Annotated in this window: 17 protein-coding genes; 10 read left to right on the top strand and 7 right to left on the bottom strand. The window is 55.9% G+C overall.

Features of this window, described 5'->3' with window-relative positions:
* Positions 1-40 precede the first annotated feature (40 nt).
* Positions 41-886, bottom strand: a complete 846-nt coding sequence (locus tag GCU45_RS15425; RefSeq protein ID WP_152399562.1) for an AraC family transcriptional regulator — start codon at positions 884-886, stop codon at positions 41-43.
* Between the two features lie 376 nt (positions 887-1262).
* Here GCU45_RS15425 and GCU45_RS15420 point away from each other — a divergent pair, with 376 nt between their 5' ends.
* Complete coding sequence (locus GCU45_RS15420; protein ID WP_152399561.1) at positions 1263-2561, top strand: alpha-glucosidase/alpha-galactosidase; 1299 nt, start codon at positions 1263-1265, stop codon at positions 2559-2561.
* A 144-nt stretch (positions 2562-2705) separates the two neighbouring features.
* Here GCU45_RS15420 and GCU45_RS33805 read toward each other — a convergent pair whose 3' ends face one another.
* The gene (locus GCU45_RS33805; protein ID WP_167527149.1) at positions 2706-2873 is read right to left on the bottom strand and encodes a hypothetical protein; all 168 of its coding nucleotides are present in this window, start codon (positions 2871-2873) and stop codon (positions 2706-2708) included.
* A 326-nt stretch (positions 2874-3199) separates the two neighbouring features.
* Between GCU45_RS33805 and GCU45_RS15415 the strand changes: the two genes are divergently transcribed.
* Both GCU45_RS15415 and GCU45_RS15410 read left to right on the top strand, forming a co-directional pair.
* The gene (locus GCU45_RS15415; protein ID WP_152399560.1) at positions 3200-4048 is read left to right on the top strand and encodes an SGNH/GDSL hydrolase family protein; all 849 of its coding nucleotides are present in this window, start codon (positions 3200-3202) and stop codon (positions 4046-4048) included.
* A 534-nt stretch (positions 4049-4582) separates the two neighbouring features.
* On the top strand, positions 4583-8428 hold the full coding sequence (locus GCU45_RS15410) for a discoidin domain-containing protein (protein WP_244364089.1): 3846 nt from the start codon (positions 4583-4585) through the stop codon (positions 8426-8428).
* 392 nt (positions 8429-8820) lie between these two features.
* Here GCU45_RS15410 and GCU45_RS15405 read toward each other — a convergent pair whose 3' ends face one another.
* Positions 8821-10071 (bottom strand): MFS transporter, encoded by a 1251-nt coding sequence (locus tag GCU45_RS15405; protein ID WP_152399559.1) that lies wholly within the window; start codon positions 10069-10071, stop codon positions 8821-8823.
* A gap of 116 nt (positions 10072-10187) precedes the next feature.
* Here GCU45_RS15405 and GCU45_RS15400 point away from each other — a divergent pair, with 116 nt between their 5' ends.
* The 3 genes from GCU45_RS15400 to GCU45_RS15390 all read left to right on the top strand — a co-directional run bounded on the left by GCU45_RS15400 (position 10188) and on the right by GCU45_RS15390 (position 13465).
* The gene (locus GCU45_RS15400) at positions 10188-10997 is read left to right on the top strand and encodes an AraC family transcriptional regulator (protein WP_152399558.1); all 810 of its coding nucleotides are present in this window, start codon (positions 10188-10190) and stop codon (positions 10995-10997) included.
* A gap of 128 nt (positions 10998-11125) precedes the next feature.
* On the top strand, positions 11126-12034 hold the full coding sequence (locus tag GCU45_RS15395) for a phosphotransferase family protein (RefSeq protein WP_152399557.1): 909 nt from the start codon (positions 11126-11128) through the stop codon (positions 12032-12034).
* 201 nt (positions 12035-12235) lie between these two features.
* Positions 12236-13465, top strand: a complete 1230-nt coding sequence (locus GCU45_RS15390; RefSeq protein WP_152399556.1) for a family 8 glycosyl hydrolase — start codon at positions 12236-12238, stop codon at positions 13463-13465.
* A gap of 94 nt (positions 13466-13559) precedes the next feature.
* Here the strand turns inward: GCU45_RS15390 and GCU45_RS15385 are convergent, their stop codons facing one another.
* Both GCU45_RS15385 and GCU45_RS15380 read right to left on the bottom strand, forming a co-directional pair.
* The gene (locus GCU45_RS15385) at positions 13560-15365 is read right to left on the bottom strand and encodes an ABC transporter ATP-binding protein (protein WP_152399555.1); all 1806 of its coding nucleotides are present in this window, start codon (positions 15363-15365) and stop codon (positions 13560-13562) included.
* Positions 15362-17107, bottom strand: a complete 1746-nt coding sequence (locus GCU45_RS15380; protein WP_152399554.1) for an ABC transporter ATP-binding protein — start codon at positions 17105-17107, stop codon at positions 15362-15364. The genes GCU45_RS15385 and GCU45_RS15380 overlap by 4 nt, the downstream gene beginning before the upstream one ends.
* 508 nt (positions 17108-17615) lie before the next feature.
* On the opposite strand from GCU45_RS15380, the gene GCU45_RS15375 reads away from it, so the two are divergent.
* From GCU45_RS15375 to GCU45_RS15360, 4 genes are all read left to right on the top strand, one after another.
* Entirely contained in the window at positions 17616-18584 is a 969-nt protein-coding gene (locus GCU45_RS15375) for an ABC transporter ATP-binding protein (RefSeq protein WP_152399553.1), read from the top strand.
* Entirely contained in the window at positions 18585-19382 is a 798-nt protein-coding gene (locus GCU45_RS15370; RefSeq protein WP_094598014.1) for an ABC transporter permease, read from the top strand.
* Between the two features lie 111 nt (positions 19383-19493).
* Positions 19494-20168, top strand: coding sequence for a response regulator transcription factor (locus GCU45_RS15365; RefSeq protein WP_076173037.1), 675 nt, complete (start codon positions 19494-19496; stop codon positions 20166-20168).
* Positions 20165-21514: a sensor histidine kinase gene (locus tag GCU45_RS15360; protein WP_341874516.1), complete on the top strand. Its 1350-nt coding sequence runs from the start codon at positions 20165-20167 to the stop codon at positions 21512-21514. The genes GCU45_RS15365 and GCU45_RS15360 overlap by 4 nt, the downstream gene beginning before the upstream one ends.
* Here the strand turns inward: GCU45_RS15360 and GCU45_RS15355 are convergent.
* Both GCU45_RS15355 and GCU45_RS15350 read right to left on the bottom strand, forming a co-directional pair.
* Positions 21483-24122, bottom strand: a complete 2640-nt coding sequence (locus GCU45_RS15355) for a winged helix-turn-helix domain-containing protein (RefSeq protein ID WP_152399552.1) — start codon at positions 24120-24122, stop codon at positions 21483-21485. The two genes, GCU45_RS15360 and GCU45_RS15355, sit on opposite strands and share 32 nt — an antisense overlap.
* 338 nt (positions 24123-24460) lie before the next feature.
* Entirely contained in the window at positions 24461-25123 is a 663-nt protein-coding gene (locus GCU45_RS15350) for a DUF2642 domain-containing protein (protein ID WP_152399551.1), read from the bottom strand.
* Positions 25124-25131 lie beyond the last annotated feature (8 nt).

Here is a 25131-nt window from a genome sequence, read left to right as displayed (position 1 = left end):
AAGCCGGAGCCTGCAATGTCTTTGCAGAATGATCTGCTCCTCAGCTGCCAGAGGAAATCTGCTGATCCCGGTAGGATCGGGGCGAGCAGCCAATCGTTTTTTTGAACATTTTGGAGAATAGGAACGGGTCTGTGTAGCCGACCGAGCGGGATACGTCGCTTACCGACAGCTCCAAGTTGTGCAGCAGCACAGCAGCGCGCTTCATCCGGTACTCCAGCAGGAACGCCTGCAGCGACACACCGAACTGGTCCTTGAACAGGCCGGACAGGTATGTCCGGTCCAGCCCGACGGAACGGGCGATGTCCTGGATGCTGATCTTCTGGCTGTAGCTGCTCTCGATATAGCCGACGGCCTTGCGGACGTAGGCTTCCTTCGAGGTGGTAGGCCGCGGGGCTTCGCCGTTGTCACGGCAGTCCCGAATCAGCTCGCCGAGCAGCCCGTACAGGATGCCCTGGCTGAGCACGTCGCCGCCGGGCCCTTCCATCGCGGCGCGCAGCTGTCCGTAAAACCGCGGAAAGCCGCCGTCCGGACCTGCCTCGTAGACCGGATGGGACGCATTCAGGTGGGCGCGCTGCAGGAGCGTCTTGGCCAGCACACCTTGAAAGCCGAACCATGTATACGTCCACGGATCCGACTCGTCGGCCGTGTATTGCACCAGCATATCCGGCACGATCAGGAATCCTTGTCCCGCGCCGAGCCGGTAGGTGGTGCCGCCGGTGGTGAAAGTCCCCGTGCCGCTGTGCACATAGTGCAGGATGTAGGCATCCCGCAGTCCGGGTCCCCACGAATGGTTCGGCAGGCATTCCTCCATGCCGAAAAAGTGCAGGCGGAGATCCGTTTGGCCCTGCAAGGCGGGCATATAGTAGTCGACATTGATCCGGGTCATTTGCGCTCTGAGTCCCTCCCGTCTGTCTCGCAAGAAAAACTTCCGCTAAACGCGGTCTGTCTTCTATGAAGGTACGTCAATAGACGTTTTTTTTATAATATCAGAAAGTATAAACTCCAGAGCCATGGCTTCCTGATATTGCAAGAAAAATTACCTTTAAAAGCGGTCTGTCTTCTGTGAAGGTACGTCGATAGACATTTTTTTTACATTATAACAGGTAAAACGGCTGTAAAACGAGATGAAAGCGAATTCTAAAATGGGATTATGACAGGTATTGCAGGGGTTGCTCCATGTTATTTCCAGGGCCGGGCCTATATATTTAGGTCATGCGATGGGCTTGAAGAAAGCCAACATTTACGGGAGGGATTGAATCAATATGGCCAAAATTACGTTTATCGGTGCAGGCAGTACGGTATTTGTAAAAAACGTGCTTGGAGACGTCATGTCAACTCCGGCGCTGCAGGGGTTTGAGCTGGCCCTTTTCGATATCGACATGGAGCGGCTGAACGATTCGGAACGGCTCCTGAACAGCATCAAGGAGACGCTGGGCAGCACATGCCAGATCAAGGCGTACACGGACCGTAAAGAGGCGCTGCGCGGCGCCAAATATGTCATTAACGCGATCCAGGTAGGCGGGTACGACCCTTGTACGATCACCGATTTTGAGGTACCGAAGAAATACGGCCTGCGCCAAACGATTGCCGACTCGCTGGGCATCGGCGGGATTTTCCGCAACCTGCGTACGATTCCGGTCATGCTGGACTTCGCGAAGGACATTCAGGAAGTCTGTCCGGACGCCTGGTTCCTCAATTACACGAACCCGATGGCGGTGCTGACCAACGTCATGAACACCGTGGGCGGCGTGAAAACGGTCGGTCTGTGCCACAGCGTGCAGCACTGCGTATCCGACCTGTTCAGAACGCTCGAAATGGATCCGACCGGCGTGGAATCCAAAATCGCGGGCATCAACCATATGGCCTGGCTGCTCGAGGTCAAGAAGGACGGGGTGGACCTGTACCCCGAAATCAAGCGCCGTGCCGCCGAGAAGCAGAAGGAGAAGCATCATGACATGGTGCGCTTCGAGCTGATGCTGCGTTTCGGCTACTATGTCACGGAATCGTCCGAGCATAATGCCGAATACCATCCGTATTTCATCAAGCGCAATTATCCCGAACTCATTGAAAGATACAACATTCCGCTCGACGAATACCTGCGCCGCTGCGTTAACCAGATCAACGGATGGAAGGAAATGCGCGAGAAGTTGTTTGCGAGCGAAAGCATCGGGCACAGCCGTTCCAAGGAGTATGCATCCTACATCATGGAAGCGATGGAGACGAACCATCCGTTCAAAATTGGCGGCAACGTCATGAACACCGGACTGATCACGAACCTGCCGAAGGAAGCCTGCGTCGAAGTGCCGTGCCTGGTGGATGCCTCCGGCGTGACTCCGACGTACGTGGGCGATCTGCCGCCGCAGCTGGCCGCGCTGAACCGCACGAACATCAATACGCAGCTGCTTACCGTCGAAGCGGCCGTCACCGGGAAAAAAGAGCACATCTACCATGCGGCCATGCTCGATCCGCACACGTCTGCGGAGCTGTCCATCGACGATATCGTGGCGCTGTGCGACGATCTCATCGAGGCGCACGGCAGCTGGCTGCCTGAATTCAAATAAAGGCATCGCTGTGATGTAAAAAATGAACGGGCTTACCTCTCTCTGCTGCTTCGAGGCAGAGATGGGGTAAGCCCGTTTTTGCATTCCTTCCGGTAGTCCGGGTGGCGGACAGGCCCGACGTTTCCCACCGATTAGTTCCGTGCATCAAAACAGCCATACCAACAGGATGATCACGGCCACAATGGCTAGACCTATCAGCAGATTGACCAGGTTCCAGAGAAATCCGCGGCCGGCACCTTGATTTGCCTTTTCATCGTGGCGCTTCTTGTGAACGTCGGGGTCATACTGTCCGGGAGGGTTACGAAAATCCATAGCCATTCTCCTTTCGGTTGGAAATGATCCGGCCCTTGTTAGTGCCTGGCTCAGGCGACGGGAAGGGATATCCGGCACTTTTTCAATCGGTTGTTATTTATTATAACGTTTCCGGATACCGTTTTGTTGGAAGATTCCCTAGTGCCTGGAAATATAGCGTCACACCGGATTACGTTGGTTCACCGGAGTCTTTCTATCATTGCTATTTCATATGAATAATTAATGGCTTATCTATCATAAAGTATCCTACTTCGAAAGTTTTGGGCTGCCTTCGATGCTCCTATCAATATATCGAAGAAGTACCGTTTCATAGAGGAGGATTCAGATTGAAAAGAAGCCGATTGTTTTTTGCCGGAAAAGGAACTATTCGCCCCATCGTACTAAGCACTCTTATTCCCGTGATTTTGATCATGGCCGCTTGCGGTTACTACGTCTTGAACAAGACTGAGCCGGTCGCACATATCGTTGAAGCGGGAAGAACAACTGCTCAACCGGTGCAGCGTACATATGAGCCCGATGAAGAAAAGACGAATGTGAAAATGAATGAAAAGGCGAAAGAAAAGAAGGATGACAAGACCGACAGCGCGGCGATCGCACCGAATAACCCAGCGGACAAGCCGGTTGAGGCTATGGAAGCAAAAGAGCCAAACGGGCGGCCGGCTTCAGCCGCAGCCAAGACCACTGATCCGCTGCCGCGTTCCGGCAAAGGCATCACCGCCATCGGCGATTCCGTCATGCTGGACGCCGCGCCTTTCCTGGAAAAGATGCTTCCCGGCATCGTCGTGGACGGCAAGGTCGGCCGGCAAATGCGTCAGGCAGGGGATGTGGTCGAACGGTTGAAAGCCCAGGGCCGGCTCGGCGACCGGATTATCATCGAGCTCGGCACCAACGGGCCTTTTAACAAAAAGCAATTAAGATCTCTGCTGCAGTCGCTGGGCGGCGACAAGCGGGTCCTGCTGGTGAATACGCGTGTTCCGCGGCAATGGGAGGCTGCCGTTAACAGGGATATCGCAGAAGTTGCCAATGAATTCAGCAATGCTGCGGTAGTAGACTGGTATTCGGCCAGCAAAGGCAAAGACGGCTTCTTTTCCCGGGATGGCGTGCATTTGAACCGCAGGGGTTCGGAATTTTACGCTACCCTGCTTGTAAAGACCCTTATGGCATTCAACGAATAATTTATGTGCTCTCCATGGTTCATCATTCCGACCGAGGTGATTTCAGACGCTTTGGTAAGCCGCAAGTATATCAAGTCATGCGAAGACTGGTAAAGGGATGCCTTTTACCGGTCTTTATGTTTCCCGTATGGTTGAATTCACCAAAATCATAGGAACAGACACAAAAAGCTTACAAACACGCATCGTCATACGTAAGATTTTTCCAGTATAGTGAATGCGTAACTTGACATCTCCTTCCCAGAAACACAAATCCGGCACCAAGGCCCAGCCACAGACCCAACCATTTGTAGCAGTGGACTCTGCAGCAAATCAAAACCCCTTCGCATTCCAACAATTCGTCCCAGCCTGTCTACCCATACCATCCCATCCCGAGAAGGGCGTCCCAACAAACGCCAATATCCGTCCATGCTGCTAAGGAGGTGAGCTCCAGAAATTACCGGGTTCCCAGAAAAATGAAAGCGGTTTATTTTTAAAGACGGGGCAGTTCCTGTCGCAGGTAGTCCAGGTCCAAGTATCCCATTCAGGAGGATGATTATGACGGCTCACCATTTTCAGGCTTTACGGAAAACGGCGGCTCTGTATGCGCTGATCTTCGTGCTTCTCATTTCGCAGTTTTTTTATTCCCCGTCTTGGAGTTTTGCAGAACCCGCGGGGGCTGTACCTGCCTCCGGGAGCCAGCAGCAAGGCGGTAATGACACTCCGGATCCGGCCGGCGGTAAGGGCCAGGCTGATTCTCCGGGCGAGGCTGCAGGCTCCGCAGACGCGGGCAATCCGGCCGATGGAGCTGCGGATACGCCGGCTGGAAGCTCCGCCAGCGGGCTGAATTCCGCTGAGCCGGCAGCAACGGCAGAGGGCGCCGCTGCGGCCGCCGAGCCGGGCAATTTGGCGGCGGGCAAGAACATGAGCGCGAGCTCGTATACCCAGACCTACGCGCCGGCGAATGTAGGCGACTCCAATCAGGCTACATACTGGGAGAGTAATAATAACGCTTTTCCGCAGTGGCTTCAGGTTGACCTTGGCGGGTCCTACAATGTTAACCAGGTGGTCCTGAAGCTTCCGGTCAGCGGCTGGGAGAAAAGAGCTCAGACGCTGTCGGTACAGGGCAGCGCGGACGGGGCAACTTTTACGAATTTGGCCGCCTCGCAGAGCTACACCTTCGATCCGGCCGGTAACAATACGGTAACGGTCAGCTTTACCGCGGCTCCTGCCAGATACGTCAGGCTGGTCTTTACGGCAAATACGGGCTGGCCTGCTGGGCAGATTTCCGAGTTTGAGGTGTACGGCGCCGCCGCTGGTGGCGACACGCAGGCCCCGTCTGCCCCGGGAAACCTGGCCTTTACTGAGCCGGCTTCCGGACAGATCAAGCTGACGTGGACCGCTTCCACGGACAATGTGGGCGTAACAGGATATGATATCTACGCGAATAACGCCTTGCGTGCGAGCGTTGCCGGCAGTGCTCTGACGTATACCGACAACCAGCCGGCATCGGCCACCGTCTCCTATTACGTCAAAGCCAAGGATGCGGCGGGCAACGTATCGGCCGCCAGCAATACCGTGACCCGAACCGGCACGGGCGGGGGTACAGGCACGAATCTGGCGCTGAACAAGCCGATCACCGCGTCCTCGAATGAATACATTTACGTGCCGGCCAATGCCAATGACGGCAGCCTGACCACCTATTGGGAAGGAGCTGCCAATGCGTATCCGAATACACTGACACTCAGCCTGGGCGCGAATGCGAATATTTCGTCCATCGTGCTGAAGCTGAATCCGGACAGCGCTTGGGGACCACGCACCCAAACGATTCAGGTGCTTGGCCATGACCAGAATTCGACCAGCTTCACGAATTTGGTCTCCTCTGCGCAGTACAGCTTCAGCCCGGCGTCCGGCAACACCGTGACGATTCCGGTGACGGCTACCGCCAGCGACATCCAGCTGAAATTCACCGCCAACTCGGGTTCGACCGGCGGCCAAGTGGCGGAGCTGCAGGTCATCGGAACGCCTGCTCCGAATCCGGACCTGACGATCACGGGCATGTCCTGGACGCCGGCATCTCCGGTAGAGACCGATGCGGTTTCGCTGACATCCACGGTCAAAAACGTGGGGGCGGCTTCCTCCGGAGCAACGACGGTGAACTTTTACCTGGGCACGACTAAAGTCGGTTCCGCACCAGTGGGCGCCTTGGCGGCAGGAGCTTCCACGAACGTAACCCTGTCCATTGGTGCCAAAGACGCCGGGAGCTACCAATTGACCTCAAAGGTGGATGAAGAAAAGTCGGTCATCGAGCAAAACGAAGACAATAACGCCTTCACCAATCCATCCCCACTGGTGATTGCACCGGTATCGAGCTCCGATCTGGTAGCTTCTTCGGTGACCTGGACGCCGGGCAACCCTTCGGCCGGCAACACGGTGAACTTTACGGTGACGGTCAAAAATCAAGGAACGGCCGCCTCGGCGGGAGGCGCTCATAATATCAAGCTGACGTTAACCGATGCGACGACCGGCGCGGTGATCAAGACCTTGACCGGCTCGGTCAGCGGCGTCATCGCCAGCGGGGCTTCGGCTGCACCGGTCAGCTTAGGCAGCTGGACAGCGGCGAATGGGAAGTATAACGTCAAGACGGAAATCGCCGTTGACGGCAACGAACTGCCGGTGAAGCAGGGCAACAACGTTACAACGCAGTCCTTCTTCGTCGGACGCGGCGCGAACATGCCGTACGATATGTACGAGGCCGAAGACGGCGTCGTTGGAGGCGGCGCGGCGATCGTCGGTCCGAACCGGAACATCGGCGACCTCGCCGGCGAGGCTTCGGGACGTAAAGCGGTGACGTTAAACAGCACGGGCAGCTACGTTGAGTTCACGACCAAAGCCAATACGAACACGCTGGTGACCCGGTTCTCCATTCCGGATGCACCCGGGGGCGGTGGTATCGATGCGACGCTGAACGTGTATGTCAACGGCACTTTCGCCAAGACGATCAATCTGACGTCGCGCTACGCCTGGCTGTATGGCGACGAAGCGAATCCGAGCAACAGCCCGGGAGCCGGTGCGCCAAGGCATATTTATGACGAGGCCAATATCATGTTCGACAGCACCATCCCGAAAGGCAGCACAATCCGGCTCCAGAAGGATGCGGCCAATACGACAAACTACGCGATCGATTTCATCAGCCTGGAGCAGGTTGCGCCGATTCCGAATCCGGATCCGGCCAAATACGCGGTGCCGGCCGGCTTCACGCACCAGGACGTGCAGAATGCGCTGGATAAAGTGCGAATGGATACGACAGGCAATCTGGTCGGAGTATACCTGCCGCCGGGAACGTATCAGACCTCGAACAAATTCCAGGTCTATGGCAAGCCAATTAAAATCGTCGGCGCCGGTCCATGGTACACCCGCTTCGTGGCCCCGGCGAACCAATCCAACACAGATGTCGGATTTACGGCCAACTCCACGGCGAACGGCTCCACGTTCGCGAACTTTGCCTACTTCGGCAACTATACCTCACGTATCGACGGTCCGGGCAAGGTGTTCGACTTCTCGAACGTGGCGAACATGACAATTGACAACATCTGGACCGAGCATCAGGTGTGTATGTACTGGGGAGCCAACACCGATTACATGACGATTACCAATTCGCGCATCCGCAACACGTTTGCCGACGGCATCAACATGACCAACGGCAGTACGAACAATCTGGTGCGCAACGTCGAAGCGCGGGCTACCGGCGACGACAGCTTCGCGCTGTTCTCGGCGATCGACGCGGGCGGGGCGGACGAAAAGGACAACGTCTATGAAAACCTGACTTCGCTCTTGACCTGGCGTGCCGCAGGCCTCGCCGTCTACGGCGGATACGCCAACACCTTCCGGAACATTTACATTGCCGATACGCTGTGCTACTCGGGCGTAACGATCAGCTCGCTGGACTTCGGCTACCCGATGAACGGATTCGGCGCCTCGCCGACGACCAATTTTGAGAATATTTCGATCGTCCGGGCCGGCGGGCACTTCTGGGGCCAGCAGACCTTCCCGGCGATGTGGCTGTTCTCGGCATCGAAAGTGTTCCAGGGCATTCGGGTAAGCGACTTGGATATCGTGGACCCGACCTATCACGGCATCATGTTCCAGACCAACTATTTTAACGGACAGCCGCAAAATCCAATCAAGGACACCATTTTCACGAACGTTACGATTTCCGGAGCACAGAAGAGCGGCGATGCATTTGACGCCAAGTCGGGCTTTGGGATCTGGGCTAACGAAATGCCTGAGCCCAATCAGGGGCCGGCGGTCGGATCGGTGACCTTCAACAATCTGAAAATTGTGAACACGGCCACGCCAATCAAAAACAATACGTCGACCTTTACCATCAACGTGAATCCTTGATATCAACGCTATATAAGTTGAAAAAAAGACGTACCGCCCTTGTCCCTTTCCATCGGGAGAGGCGGTACGTCTTTTGCTGCTTTTGTTTAGATATAAGAAAATATACGCTTCTAAAACTACCGCTAAGTGCGGAATTGCTTCTTGAATCTACGTCGATAGACGTTTTTCTTTTAGATATAAGAAAGTATAAGCTTCGGAGATTTTGCTTCTTTATATCGCAATAAAAACTTCCGCTAAGTGCGGTCTGGCTTCTTAGAATGTACGTCGATAAATGTTTTTGTTTTAGATATAAGAAAGTATAAGCATCGGAGATTTTGCTTCTTTATATCGCAATAAAAACTTCCGCTAAGTGCGGTCTGGCTTCTTAGAATGTACGTCGATAAATGTTTTTGTTATAGCGCTTCAGCCGAAGACGAGCTGCTGCCGGCCTTACCGGCTGCGCCCATGATCACCGAGTCTTTAGGCAGAAGCAGCGCGAACAGGCCGAGCAGCGGGAGAAAAGCGCATACCTGCGTCATCAGCGCAACCCCGTGTGAGTCCATCAGCCAGCCCATGATGACCGAACCCAGGCCGCCCATGCCGAAGGCCAGTCCGAAGAACAAACCAGCAACGGTTCCCACGTGACCCGGCAGCATCTCCTGTGCGTACACGATAATCACCGAGAAGCCGGACATCAGGATCAGGCCAATGGCCGCGCAGAGGATCACCGACCCGATCGGCCCGGCATAGGGCAGCAGGAGGGAGAACGGGGACGTGCCAAGGATGGAGAACCAGATGATTTTTTGACGCCCGAACCGGTCCGCCAGCGGACCGCCCATGAACGTACCGGCCATGCCGGCGAACTGCAGGGCAAAAATACTCAGCTGCGCGCTGGTTAGCGGAAGGTGGTATTGATCCATGTAATAGAAGGCGTAATAACCGGTCATGCTGGCGAGATATACGAACTTGGAAAACAGCATGAGGATCAAGATCGCGAGCACATACGCTATGAAGCGCTTGCTGAACCGGCTGGACTCCTGGCGATGGGTACGGTTTGCGGTCCGGGCGGGACGGGTCTGCCGGCTGTACCAGCGGCTGACGCCGAGCTGCAGCGCGATGCCGAGTCCGGCCAGCACGATAAACCATAGAAAACCGAGCTGCCCCTGCGGGCTGATGATGAATGCGGCCATCAGCGGAGCAAACGCCTGGCCGGTGTTGCCCCCGACCTGGAACACGGACTGCGCCAGTCCTTTCCGCCGGTTCATGGCCAGGTGGGCGACCCGGGACGACTCGGGATGGAGCACCGAGGAACCGATCCCGATCAGGGCCGCTGACAGCAGCAGGTACCAAAACGATGGAGCCAGGGCTAAACCTGCCATACCGAGCAGGGTGAACAACATGCCAAGCGGAAGGAGCAGCGGCAGCGGTCGGCGGTCGGTATAGTACCCAATGGCCGGCTGCAGAATGGAAGCCGTAATATTGAGCGTGAAGGCAACCCAGCCGATCTCGGTATAGCTCAGGTGCATCTGCTGCTGAAAGAGCGGAAACACCGCAGGAACGACCGACTGCATCGCATCGTTCAGCAGGTGGGCGCAGCTGACGCCGAGCAGAACGGCCAGAGCCGTATTTTTCGCCGTATCCACGGTCATTTCAGATTGTGACATTTCTCCACATCCTCTTTTTTTCTACCCATCATAGCGGATCGACCACGCAGCTGTCGCAGCGAAAATTGCCTTTTGGACAGAGCACGATATGCTATACTGAAGCGGGGTGAGGGTACATGAGAATGCAGATCGTAATGCCGCAGCTGGAGGTTCACCGCTTCTCCAGCCCGTTCGAAAATACACCGCATACGCACGACGATCAATACCAGATCACGATTCCACTTCAAGGAACCTGCCATTTTACGCATGAGCATAAACAACTGGCGCTCCCTCCCGGTGAAGGAATTGTGCTGCAGCCTAGCGACCGGCATTCCTTCTACATCGGCGACGGCACGGGCGTGGTGGTGATCCGGATCCGGCCCGAGAGCCTGTACCCGGGTGATTCCTCGATTTACAGTGAGCTTCGGCACAGAAAGCAGTTTGACGTGAGCCGGGTATCGAGGGTGTTTCGGCAATGGACAGCGGACATGATGGCTCTCGACATGGCTGATCCGCTCGTGGAGGAGGAGCTGGAAGCCCGGATGATCTGCGATCTGCGGGAGCTGATTTGGGAGGGGACCGTTCCAGCCAGCCCCAAGATGGCCCATGCTGCCGCCGACCGGCATCTGGCACAGGTGCTCGAATATGTGCATGCGCATTTCACGGAACAGCTGAGCGTCAGCAGCCTCGCAGCGATGGCGATGCAGAGCCGGTACCATTTTATCCGGTCGTTCAAGTCCCTGACGGGCGTGCCCCCGTATCAGTATGTGCTGCAGCTACGGGTGAGGGAAGCGATGGAACAGCTGAAGAAGTCCGCGGACACGGTCACCGATATCAGTTTCAACCTCGGGTTCTCGAGCACGAGCCAATTTTTCCGGGCCTTTGCCAAAATGACCGGCATGACGCCGGAGCAGTACCGGAAATCGGAAGGACGCCGCTTGATCTAAAAATCTTAAATTGGAGCTGTGAAATCGAACCGTATCCGAGAGGGATGCGGTTTTTTGACCTTAAACTTGAAGCGAGAGAACAAGGCTGGTAGACTGCTTGTAATCTGGTAATTAAAGGAGGAAGCCTCATGACTATTGATCTTCTTGGCGCAGTCCGGTTTATAAACAGCCGTTTCGGCAGCCGGGCAAAGGATATTGCCCCGGTGGGTGCCGGAGACTGGTCAACGGCTTACGGATTCACGCTGGACGGCCAGGAAATGGTGATCCGTTTCGGCGCTCATGTGGAAGATTTTCAAAAAGATCAGGTCATGGGTTCACTCGCCCCGTCAATGGTACCCGTTCCTGAGGTTACCTTGATCGGAGAGACATCCGAAGGTTTTTATGCCGTATCGAGGCGGGTCCGTGGCGGACATCTGGATGAGCTTGAGGCTGGGGAAATGCGGCTGATCCTTCCGGGGCTGATTGATGCGCTCTCGGGACTTCAGCAGGTAGATGCAGGAAGTATAAGCCATGGTGGAGAGTGGCGTCTTGGGGGCCGTCGCGCAAGCTGGAGTGAGGAGCTGCTGTCCGTGACCGGACCGAGGGACCGGCTTCCCGGCTGGCGGGAGCGGCTGGATTTATTCCCTGCGGAGTCCAAAATATTTGATAGCGGTGTCTCGGCTTTACGGCGGCTCGCCCCCCGTCTTCCCGAGTACAGAGGTATCGCTCACTGCGACCTTTTGAACCGGAATGTATTGGTGGACCGCGGCGGGTTGACCGGCATTATCGATTGGGGAAATGCCATTTACGGCGATCCCTTGTATGACATTGCCTGGCTTTTATACTGGTGGCCTTGGTATCCGCAGTGGCAGGTGATCGATCTGCAGCAGGTTCTGAATGACGTTTGGGAACGGCAGGGAGGCTTTCCTTCGCAGATGGAGGAGCGTCTCCGCTGCTGTTTGCTCCACATTGGCTTGGACCATATCGCCTACTGCGCTTTTAGACAGCGGACGGAGGATATGCGGCGTAATGCCGTGCAGCTGTTGGATTACATATAAAAATATATTTTACAAATAATTGGAAATCAGGTAGACTAATAGAGAAACTAATATTAAAGCGCTTTAACTTTCGGAGGGGGTGAGACTGCGTTAATCCTGTGATCTGCTGCCCGCGCCAATGGCATCCGGGCGGTTACAGCTGAGATGAACCGAGGCATAACCTGTTTCCTAATCTATGAAATTAAAGGAGCGTAATGGGTGATGAAAAGAAATAAGAGATTTTCATTAAGCGGCAAAGCCGTCCTGATTGGTTGTCTCGCTTTTCTGATGGTTCCCGCCGGATTTGCGCTGGCGGCGCCGAACAAGCCTTTTCCTCAGCATACGACTTACACCAGCGGCTCGATCAAGCCGAGTCATGTAACCCAGACCACGATGGACGATGCAGTCAAATCCAAATGGGACAGCTGGAAATCAGCTTACCTGAAGCCGGCCGGGACCGGCAAATATTATGTGAAGTACGATGCAAGCGGCGCGACGGTGTCCGAAGCGCATGGCTACGGCATGCTGCTGACCGTGCTGATGGCCGGATACGACAGCAGCGCGCAGACCTATTTTAACGGACTGTATAAGTACTACACCGAGCATCCCAGCGACAATAATCCTTACTTGATGGCCTGGAAGCAGAACAGCAGCTTTCAGAATGTTGAGGGAGCCGATTCCGCCACCGACGGCGATATGGACATCGCTTATTCGCTCCTGTTAGCGGACAAGCAGTGGGGCAGCAGCGGCACAGTGAACTACTTGCAGGCCGCCACAAATATCATCAACGCCATTATGCAAAACGACGTGAACCAGACGCAATGGACCCTCCGGCTTGGCGATTGGGCTACCGACGGTTCCTACGCTACGGCGACCCGTCCTTCAGACTTCATGCTAAATCATCTGAAGGCGTTCCAGCAGGCTACCGGTGATACCCGGTGGACTAAGGTCATTGATAAAACCTACTCCATTATCAATTCGATTTATACAAATTACAGTGCATCGACGGGACTGCTGCCCGACTTTGTCGTCTACTCGGGCGGCGCGTACAAGCCGGCGCCGGCCGACTTCCTGGAAGATACGACCGACGGCTCCTACGCCTATAATTCCTGTCGTACGCCTTGGCGGATTACGACCGATTACCTGATGACCGGCGACAACCGGGCCCTGAATCAGCTGAACCAGATGAGCAGCTGGATCAAAAGCAAGGTGAACAGCAACCCGGGCGCAGTCAAGGACGGATACAAGTTGAACGGAAGCGTCATCGGCTCGTATAACAGCGGCGCCTTTTTCGCCCCGTTCGGCGTCAGCGCCATGACTTCCTCGTCGAACCAGACCTGGCTGAACTCTGTGTGGACATATACGGCCGGAAGCTCAAGCGAAGGATACTATGAGGACAGCATTAAGCTGTTCTCGCTCCTTGTGATGTCCGGCAACTGGTGGACGTATTAATTTCTGGGGAAGCCTGTCTATGGGAAAATAACATGAACAGCCCCGGCCGCAATTGGGCCGGGGCTGTTTGGCTATCCCCAAGTGATGAAGTGGTTCAGACCTTCACCGTCTCGTTTTTGCTGTCAGTTTGCTCACCCGACTCCGATGAATCCGTCAGTTCCCCCTGCCACAGCAGCTGCATTTCCGTGCTGGACTCCAGCAGTTCGGCAAGGCTGCCTTCCGCTTCGATGCGGCCGTCCTTCATCACGATGATATGGTCGGCCTGCGCCAGCGCCGCCCGGCGGTGGGACACGGCGATGCAGGTGACGTCGCGTTCCTGAAACAGGCGCTCCCACAGCTTCTTCTCCGTCTCGACGTCGAGCGCGCTCGACAGATCGTCGAAGATAAACAGGTCCGACTCGGTCATCATCATGCGCGCTGTGGCGGCGCGCTGGATCTGGCCGCCGGACAGCATGACGCCTCTCGGGCCGACGAAGGTATCGAGACCTTTCTCCAGGTCCTCGATATCCTTCTCCATGACGGCCAGCCGGATCGCCCGGGCGAGCGCATCCGCCTCGGGCGGGCTGCCCTGGACGATGTTCTCCTGCAGTGTGTCGCTGAACAGCCGCGGAACCTGCGGCGTATAAGCGGAGCGCGGCGGAACCAGGAACGCCGCCGGATCGATGACTCGGCCGTTCCATTGCACATCACCGCCCGATTTGGGCAGCAGGCCTAGCAGTGTGCGGACGAGGGTCGATTTGCCGGAACCGATCCGTCCGGTAATAACGACAAACTGACCCCTTGTCACCGCAAAGCTCACATCGGCAATGCCGTTCTCCGAGCCCGGATAGGTGTAGGAAAGGTTCCGGACTTCCAGCGTTTGCAGCTGGTCATCGGAGTTGCGCTCGACCAACGGCAGCTCTGGCGGCTCGCCGTAAAGGTACGTTTCGCTGAAATCCATGATCCGCTCCTGCTCCCCCGGCCGGAAGAGAACACTCATACGGTCGAGGGACACCTTAAGTCTTTTATGCTGAAAAACCATATATCCGAACAGGGAAATACTGAATGCAATATTGGTCATGTATGAGGTAAACAGGGCGAAATCGCCGACGGTAAACTGCCCGGCCTTCATCGCCGAGGCGCACATCAGCAGGATGATCCCGGTACAAATGCTGAGCACATGCTGATTGAGCGAGCGCATCCACTGCTTGAACAGGTTATCCTTCAACGCCGCCTGCCGCCGTGACTCATTCAGCTCCACAAAGCGCCGGTGGACATGATCCTCGGCCTGACCCAGCTTCAGCGCCTGCACCGCGCCGAAAGACTCGGCAATGAAACTCGTAATGCGCCCAGTGGCTTCACGGTTCTGCTGGCCATAGCGTCTCGCCCGGTTGCCGGACAGATTGTTCAGCAGCGTTACCGCAACCAGCGGCAGGATCGCGACCAGAGTGATCTGCCAGTTGATGCGGGCCATGATGACCAAGGAGATGATCGTAAACGCAAACCGTCCCCAGAAGTCGACCCAGGACTCCACGTATTCGACCACTTCATCCACGTCTTCGCGGAACCGGCTCACGGCTTCGCCCGGCGAGGCGGGGAGGTTCCGTCCGGGCCAGCGCATGATGCCTTTCAGCATATTCGTGCGGAGAATCGCCTGGATGTCGTAAATATAGGTGACCCATTTAAAAAAGGCCCAGAAGAAGACGCCAGTCCGGGATATACGGACGATCGCGATAAAAATGAGCGGGGCGACGAGCCACAAATAGTTATGCGACTCGCCGGTCGCCCTGTCGAAAAACCACTGCATGCCAAGACCCAGCAGCAGCGGCATGGAATGGAACAGCCCCCACAAGAGGCCGTTCACAATAAACAGCGAGATGTTATACGTAAACAGGCGTTGGATAAACCGGGTTACGGTCATGCCAAGTCCTCCTCTCGTCCGGTAATCAGCAGCTGGGCGTAGTGAGAGGTTGGGTCTTTCGCCAATACCCCCCGTTCCCCGAATTCAAGAATCCGGCCGTCGCCCAGCACCATAATGTGGTCGACCTGCTCCAGCGTGGAGAGCCGGTGTGCGATCACGATGCCCGTACAATTCTGCATGAGCTGATCCACGGCAGACTGCAGCATCGCTTCGGTAGCGGCATCCAGCCGGGACGACGGCTCATCCAGAATCACCAGGCTCGGCTGGGTCAGAAAGACCCGTGTCAGGGCGAAAAGCTGCGCTTCCCCGGCGGACAGCGAGGCGCCGCCGGCCTTCAGATGCGTATCCAGACCTTGCGGCTGCGAGTCGATCCACTGCTTGAGTCCGAGCCTTTCCGTCGTGCCCAGAATATAGTCGTCCGATATGCTGCCGTCGAACAGTGTCAAATTGTCCCGGAGTGTGCCGTCGAACAGCTGCACGTCCTGCGTGACCATGCCGACCCGGCGGTACAGCGCCTCGAGCTTCAGGTCGCGGATGTCTACGCCCCCTACCCGGACGGTGCCGCTGTTGATATTGTACAGGCGCAGCAGGACCCGGCTGAGGCTCGACTTGCCGCTTCCGGTACGTCCGATGATGCCCAGACGCTCGCCGGGCCGGACGGTGAACGTAATATCGTGGAGTACCGGCTTATCCGGGTTATAGCTGAAATGGACATGGTCGAATTCCAGACCAAGCGCTCCGTCAGGCAGCGCCGTTTGCGATCCTTCCATGATTTCGGTGCGGCTCGCCAGCAGCTCCTGGGAACGCAGCATGCCGGATTTGGCCTTTTGGAATTCCTGAACCTGATCCCCGAGCTGCTCGATCGGATCGTTCAGCATTTGGGTGTATTGATAGATCAGGAATAGCGTTCCGAGCGATATTTGGTTGGTCAGAAAATAATGAACACCGAGCATCAGCACCGCCGTCACGGCGATAGCAAACAGCACGACCGTCGTATTCCAGGGAATGACGCGCAGCATCCAGGCTTTGCGACCTTTGAGGAACACATTTCGCATGGAACGGTAGAAGCGGTTCATGACGTACGGCACGTTGCCGTTCGCCTGAACATCCTCAATGCCGGCGATCCGTTCCTCAATCAGGCCGAACAGTGCCGCGCTGGCGCCGCGTTCATCTTTGGAGGAAGTGACGCCCAGATTGCGGATGAACATCATGGCCCCAATGGATGCCAAAGTGAACAGGGTCATGACCGAGGCGATCGGCCAATTGATCGTAAACATATAGCCGAGAATGCCGGCAAGAAGCACGAAGCTGCCAATGACTTTAATGATAAACATGGCGAAAAAGTTCGACATGTTGGTGACGTCCCCGTCGATCCGCTCGATCATTTCTCCCGGCGTTTTCAAGTTGTGAAACCGCATGTCGAGCCGCAGGCAGTGCTTCAGCAGGTCGCCGCGCAGCTGGTTGGTGGCGCGCCAGGACACGTCGTTGCCGAGATAGCTGATCGCCACGGTCAGGACCTGGTTCAGCACGGCAAAGACCAGGTAAATTCCTGCCAGCACGAGCAGGCTGGAGACGATGCCGTTCGCGGCGGCCGTGTCGATAAAGCGCTGCACGATCTGCGGATTGACCAGCTGCGCCCCGGTCGAGGCGAGCAGCAGAATAAGCAGCAGGAGCAGCCGCCCCCGGACCGGCTTCAAATACTTCAGCAGCCAGGACATCGACGGCTTTGCGGATTGTTGCATGGTAAAACCCCCCAATTCCAAACGAAACCTTATGTATGGTGACTTGCTTTCGCCCGGCTTTCATAATTGACCGGATGCAAATAATATCCATCATACAATAATCTGGAAGTGTTTCAAGATAAAGTTTGACTAAATCCAAACTTTATCGATCCAGTCCGCAGCCTAATCGTCACTGCGCATGCGGATCATGCCTCCGATCCCTGTTATTCCCGGATTTCCATGGAACGGGTAGAAGGTTGAAATCTGGGAATAAAGGGGACCACTTCGTTTCTCCAGCACGATTCCGCCTGCTCCGTTGAAGCCATTTCACAAACCAGACAAGGGAATAAAAGCTGGCTTAATCAAAAGGGGAGAGGGTAAGGGGATATTTCGGAAGCATGATCCGCATGCGGAGCCCCTCCAGTTCATATTGAGTTCACATTACAGGTTTAATCTTAGTACCGTTCACAAGCTTGGCGCTGCTTGTTGCAGGCCTGGCCGGTGACCCAGAATCAAGGGAGGTATGAAGATGGAACCTATCATTCGCGTAGAACAATTGCGAAAACAATATAAAAGCAGCAAACGTCCGGCTGTGGACGGGATCAGCTTCGAGGTGGGGCTGGGCGAATTTTTCGCCTTCCTGGGCCCGAACGGGGCGGGGAAAACGACCACGATTTCGATCCTGACCACCACGCTGTCCAAAACCGAAGGCACGGTTATGATCGCCGGCTACGACGTGGAGAAGGAAGCGGCGAAGGTGCGCCGGAATGTCGGCATTATTTTTCAGAACCCGAGCCTGGACCTCGATTTGACGGCGGAAGAGAACATCCGCCTCCATGTCAGCATTTACGGCGTTTATGCTTACCGGCCGTTCTACAGCATGATGCCGAAAGAATACAAGCAGCGGATCGAGGAGCTGGCCGCCATCGTCGGCATTCACGACAATTTGTTCAAGAAGGTCAAGGGCTTCTCCGGCGGGATGAAGCGCAAGCTGGAAATCATGCGCAGCTTGATGCACAAGCCGCAAATTTTATTTTTGGATGAGCCGACGCAGGGGCTGGACGCCTCAGCCCGCCAATCGCTGTGGGCTTACTTGCAGAAGATCCGCAAGGAGGAAAACATTACAATTTTCCTGACGACACACTATTTGGAGGAAGCGGAGGAAGCCGACCGGGTATGCATGATCACGCATGGCAAAGTGGCGGTGCTCGGAACGCCGGAAGAGATCAAGCACAAGCTGCTGGGTGACAAAAGCATGCTGATCGATGCAGGCGACCGGAAGGCGCTGCGGGCGGAGCTGGAGGAGCTTCAGGTTTCCTTTACCGAAGAGGAGCAGTGCTTCCGAGTCCGTTTTCAGGATAAAACGCCGCAGTCCCTCGTAGCCCGTCTGCAAACGCCGTTAAGCCGGATGGAAGTGCACCAGCAGACGCTGGAGGAAGCCTATCTGAGCCTGGTGCAGCAGAGTCAGAACGACGAATCGAGAAAGGGGGCGGTCTAAATGCTCATGACCAAAGCGCAAAAAGAAAGCAATGCGGTCGTGGCGATTGCCGCACGGGAAATTACGAAAGGGATCAAAAATCCGGTGCTGATGATCGTGAGCATCGTCTTTCCGATCATTTTCATCGGCATCTTTGGTGGAAGCCTGTCGCAGAACATGGCCGGCAATCTCGGCTACAATTATTTGCAGTTCATGATGATCGGCATGATCGTGAACAGCGTGTTCACGGGCCTTATCACGGGGATGAGCTCCCTGATCGAGGAAAGGAACCAGAATTTGACGCAGGAGCTGTATGTGTCCCCGATCTCCAGGTATTCCATTATCCTCGGTAAAATGATCGGTTCAAGCTTCACCAGCATCGTGGGGCTGATCGGCATTCTGATCGTTGCGCTCCTGATGCAAATTCCATTAGGCGGCATGCATATTGTATGGCTGTTTCTCATTACGCCGCTGTTCTGCCTGATCGGCGGATCGCTGGGTATTTTCTTCATCGGGTTTGTCCAAGACAGTAAGACGGCGGATATCGGTTCGATGCTGCTCGTCATGCCGCAGATGTTCCTGTCGGGAGCGATGATTCCGATCCAGCATTCCACCGGCATTCTCGGCTTTCTAGCCCATATTATGCCGATGACGTACTGCATCGATTTGGCCCGGGCGGTGTTTTATTCCGGGACGCCGGTGTACTCGCAGGTCGTGCTGTACCATCCGGTGACGGATCTGCTCGTGATGGCCGGATTCTTCCTGGTCTTCACGATCGTTGGCACATTGATGTTTACGAGATCGGAACGGAATCGGTAAAATGCAGGTAGGACGAAAATGGCCCCTCCGGTTGGGGCATGGATGCACGGAACGCATAAACGCGAACGTTCGCGTTCATTTCATATCTATTATCGAAAGGAGTGGGGCGACTTGGCTCATATACTGGTTGTTGACGACGATCCTCATATCCGGGAGCTCGTCAGCCATCTGCTGAAGAATGAGGGCTATACGATAGCGGAGGCGGCGAACGGAAATGAAGCCTTGGAGGCGATGGAGTCGTTCAAGGCCGATCTGGTCATCCTCGATATTATGATGCCGGGCATGGACGGCTGGGAGCTGTGCCGTGAGCTGGATGCGGCCTATGACATCCCGCTGCTGATGCTGACGGCCAAAGGTGAGACTTCGCAAAAGGTCAAAGGGTTTGAGCTCGGGACCGACGACTATCTCGTCAAACCGTTTGACCCGCTCGAGCTGACTGTCCGGGTGAAGGCGCTGCTCAAACGTTACAAAATATCGGCCTCGCAGGAAATCCAGTTTGGCGACGTGCGTCTGAATCGCAAAACGTACGAATGCTACGCAGGATCGGCTGCGCTGACGCTCCCGCTGAAGGAATTTGAGCTGCTGTTTTTGCTCGGCAGCTACCCGGGCAAGACGTTTTCCCGGGATCAAATCATTGAACATATTTGGGGCTATGACTATGAAGGTGACGAACGGACCGTCGATGTGCATATCAAGCGGCTGCGGGAACGGTTTGCCGACCAGCAGGACCGCTTTCAGATCCGCACGATCCGCGGCCTCGGCTACCGGCTCGAGGTGCTGTCATGAAGGATAGGGAACAGGAATCGGTTGATGCGTTCCAGGCTGACGGTACCGATGCCCGTTCCGGGAACCTGGAGCGAAGCGGGCCGGATCGTTACAGCACCCAACGGGAACGGATTCAGCGCCGCCGTCTGGATCGGGAGCAGAACGAAACGTGGCAGCGCATGAATCACGCGAGGGGAACGAAGCCGGAGGACCGGCAGGAGGCCCGCCGGCTCCGGAAGGAAGAGCGAAGAAGGAAGCGGAAGGAAGTCGCAAAGCGCAGAGAGAATGAGATTCGGGGCATGGATGGTGAGCCGCCGAACTTTTGGCTGCGCGTCCGGATCATCTTTTTCATGATCCTTGTGCTGTCAGCGCTTATCGTTTGCTGGACCGCTGCGTTCTATTTAACTCACGGCCTTCGCTGGCACATCTCCCCGCTCGTGAGGCAGCTGTTGAACTCCGTGCTGGGCTTTGTCATTTTCGGCGTCTCCATCTCGATTATTTCGCGGTTTGCGAAGCGGAGACAGTCGGAGTTTTACCAATTGGTCATCGATGCGCTGAAGCGGATCTCCAAAGGTGATTTCAAGGTGGAAATTCCGGTGTTCGGTGAAAACGGCCACTGGGGCGGGATTGTGAAGGGGATCAACAACATGGCCGCCGACCTGAACAACCTGGAGCATATGCGCCAGGAGTTTATATCGAACGTGTCCCACGAGATTCAATCCCCGCTGACTTCGATCAGCGGCTTTGCCCGCGTCCTGCGCGAGGAGAACCTGAGTCCCGGCCAGCGGGATCATTACCTAAATATCATTGAAGAAGAAAGCGTGCGGCTCTCCCGGCTGTCGGAGAACATGCTGCGCCTAGCGTCGCTGGATTCCGACAAGCATCCGTTTCACGCCGAACCCGTCCGGCTGGACAAACAGCTGCAGATGCTCGTTCTCTCCTGTGAGCCCCAGTGGCAGGGCAAGGACCTCGATATGTCCGTAGAGTTTGAACCCGTGACGATCGAGGCGGATCGGGATTTGCTCAGCCAGGTCTGGGTGAATCTGCTCCACAATGCGATTAAGTTTACGCCGGCGGGCGGAACGGTCCAGGTTTTTCTCGAGGAAAGCGGGCAGGAAGCCGTCGTACGCGTCAGGGACTCGGGCATTGGCATTCCGGCCGAAGACCTCGAGCATATTTTTGAAAGATTCTTTAAATCGGATAAATCAAGAACCCGCTCCGGCGGGGGAAGCGGGCTGGGACTATCGATTATTCAGAAAATCGTGCAGATGCACGGCGGCAGCGTCTCGGTCCAAAGCGCTCCGGGAGAAGGCACGGAAATGACGGTCCGGCTGCCTAAGACAGCAGACCGAGCTGCCGGGCCGTAACGAGCGCCTGGGTTCGCGAGGATACGCCTAGCTTTTCATACAGGCGGGATAAGTAGACCTTAATGGTCCCTTCCGACAGCGCCAGCTCGGCGGCCATCTCTTTATTGCTTGCCCCTTGGCCGATCAGCCGGAGCAGCTCGGATTCGCTGCGGCTCAGCGGCTCGGCCGTGGCCGCCGGAGCTGCAGCCGCAGCCGCCGTCTCCTGCATGGCCACAGCGAATATTCCCATAAGCGCGCGGACATAATCCCCGGATACTTCGCCCGGGAGCCCGGCCCCAAAGTCCTCATGGCTTCCACCGGACTCTCCGCGAATGACGACCGCCTCATACCGGCCAAGCAGCGACATCATCGGCTTGCCCTCATCCACAAAACTCCGGATATACCCGTTCTGTTCTCCCAGGAACAGGGCGGTATGGAGGTGGCGGAGGGCGGCCGTTTTTTGCCCCAGCTGTTCCTTCAGCAGCGCCTGCAGGATATGGTTCTCCACGATGCCGGAAACGAGCTGCTCGCGCTCCGATTGGGGCAGCAGATGCTCCAGAATCCGCAGCGCCTCGTTCTCCTTCCGCTGCTTGCCAAGCAGGCGCACAAGCGTCATCATTTCATACTCCCGCTGAAATGTCGGCTTGTCCTTGACGGACAGCCCCAGCCGGGCCATCAGCTTCTTGGCGGCCGGCATCTGCCCGTCCGCAAGATGCATGCGGATTTTGAATGCCGTCAGCAGATGGACCCAGGGCGTGCCCCAGCCAGCAGAAGATGAGAGCGGGGCATCCAGCACTTCGTCGATGACGTCATGCGCCAGAGCGGTCCGCCCGTCCGCAATGAGCAGGCGGGCCTTCATGAGCAGCATGGGGACGAGCAGTCCCGGTACGTTTAATTTTTCGGTCAGAGCTGTCATCTCCTGGAGCATCTGGCGGCAATCGCCGAGACGGTTCCATTCATAATATCCTTCAACGAGCGACTGCTTCACGTAGAGATGAATGAGCGACCCCTGCCAGCCATGGGCGGCGAGCACACCCATAAACAGCGTGCCGATTTTTTCCGTGTCCGCCGACAGAACTCCTTTTAGCCCCAGAGAGGTCCGTCTCACAAGAGGCTCCGTTTTGTTGTAGTTAAACATATAATAAGTCGGGTCAGCCGGGAGGATATCGTCCAGCATGGTACCGATGAAGGCAAACCAATTCGTGAAGTCTCCGCTGGCGAACATCAGATTGGAACGGACGAACAGGATGCCGCTCTGCAGCTGCTTCAGCCGCTCCGATTCCTTCAGCATCCGGGTCGACGCCTCCAGTGATCCGAGTCTGGCTTCAGCCTGGCCGAAGTGCCCGGTGAGCACCAATACGAACGCGTACAGGAGCGACAGCTCCATAGACAGCTCATAGGCTGGCGGGAAGCCCTCGAACCAGCGCAGCAGGACGGAAACTTCCCCGCGCTCCAGCACGGCTGGAATATGCTGCTCGAGCAGGCGGCCCACCTCGGCGTAATCTCCGGCAGCCATGGCGTGGTCTACGGCTTCGTCCAGCAATCCGCGGGACGCAAAGCCCCGGCTTGCCAGCTGGTTCAGCTGCAACCATTCATCGGGCTGATGCCGCTTGAGGTGTTCCCGGACAAATCCGGCGAATAAATGGTGGTAGCGGAACCATTCATGCTTCAGGTCCAGCGGGATGAGAAATAAATTGAACCGCCGGGCCGCATCAAGCTTGTCCCCGCTCGCAGGGTCGCCCGTGAGCAGGCTGCATATGCCCGCATCCATCCGGTCGAGAACGGCCGTCGTCAGCACGAACGACCTCAAGTCGGCAGGAAGCTGCGCAAGTACCTCCTGAAAAAGGTAATCGGCCACATCCCGGTGGTCCCCATAGAACCCTTCGATCCATCGGTCCACATCTTCCGCCGTTCTTAAAGAGAGCGAAGCCAGCTGCAGACCGGCTGCCCATCCCTCGGTTCGTTCCGCAATCCGGTCGATCTGCCGCGGGGTCAACCGCATGATGCCGGACTTGTGGTAGAACTGCTCGGACTCGTCCCGGGTAAACTGGAGCCTGTCGGCGTCAATGACGATGCATTCCCGCTTGGAGAGCCATTTTGATGAAGGAAAAGGTACTTCCTTGCGGCTCGCGATCGTCACATGGAGGGTGGGGGGCATATAGTCGATCAGGTAAGACAAACCGTTATGGATGCGGTCATCCTCTATCCAATGATAATCGTCCAATACGAGCTTTACAGGCTCGGACAGTCCATAAAGCTGATTCATTAACGCATCCAGAAAGGCGTCTGCCGACAGGGAAGGCAGGGCATTGGCCAGTTCCAGCATTCGCAGGGCTGCCGGGGCCGGCAGGATTTCCGCCAATGCAAACGCCGCATAGCGCCAGAACCGGACCGGATCGTTGTCACGGCCGTCCAGCGCCAGCCAGGCGCAGTTGACGCCTTCGCTTCGGGCCCACTGCGTCAACAGGGTGGTTTTGCCTGAGCCGGCAGGGGCGTAAATCAAGGTGAGTCTGCCATGAACTCCACCCGACAGAGATTGAAGCAGGCGTTCCCTCTCGACCAGGCCATCCTTCGGAAAGGGCAGGGTGATTTTTGTTTTTAAGATGATTGCATCGGTCCGCGTGATCATTGTATCCTCCAAATTTCCGACAAAATGGATGCCTTTTCCGTACTTTTTCTCTCATTATATAAAAAAACGGCCGATCCGTTAACTTTCGTTAATCGCCAAAGGCCTGTTCTTCGGTTAAAATATGCGCAGATCGGAAAGTGAGACGATGAGCCGGTCACCCCAGTTAACCAAACAACGCCATTCTCCCCACGAAAGGTCCCTGCTCCTGGCTCCTAGATCCCCCTTCCCCGCAACTCTGCCGCGAAGCTCCCCGGAAACCGGAAACGGCCCCCCTGCCGGATTCCGGCGTTATGCAAAAACAGCCAATGCAGAGCATGCTCTGCACTGGCTGTTTTTGGTTAGGGGAGATGAATGGATTTGATATGATCCGTGTGAAGAAGGATGGTTTGGCCTCCGGCCTCGATCAGCTCTATAATATGACTGTCTACTTTTTTGAGGAGCCCGGCTTTGAGGGGAGATTCACCCAAATCGAACACGACCAGACCATTCTGGAATTTTTCAAGCTGTTGTTCCAAGTTCCTCGATAGGGCCGGTGTTCCCGGCTGCACGGGAAAATGCGAATCGCTCAAATCATAGGGGGTCATATTCGGAGGGTACGGAGACAAATATTTTACATGGTGCAGCGGGATATAGACGGTATGGTGAACAGGGGAGTAGAAAAGGAAATAATCATTCATAATGCTGGTTACATACCCATGAATCGAGCTGGCACCGCCAAGATGGATCTCCGTAAATATGCCTCTTGCATTCATCAGCATCTTGCGAAAAGAAATATGGGCATGGTCAAGAACGGGCTCTTTGTTAGCTTGAGACGAATCCTCGGCCTCCTCAATGACCTTCATGTGCTGAAGATGGTGTACCGGAGTGTAAATATATTTGTTTTCCGAGTAGAGGACCAAAATATCACTGCCGACATCAATGAGTTCACCGATGATCGGGATTTTATAGCCCGAGATCTTTAATTCTATTATTTTTCCAAGTAGAGAACGGATGGACTCCATAGCTTGCC

This window comes from Paenibacillus cellulositrophicus (assembly GCF_009363095.1).
GTDB lineage: Bacteria > Bacillota > Bacilli > Paenibacillales > Paenibacillaceae > Paenibacillus_AQ > Paenibacillus_AQ favisporus.
Note: the sequence above shows the minus strand (reverse complement) of the source record. Positions and strands in the feature narration are given on the sequence as shown.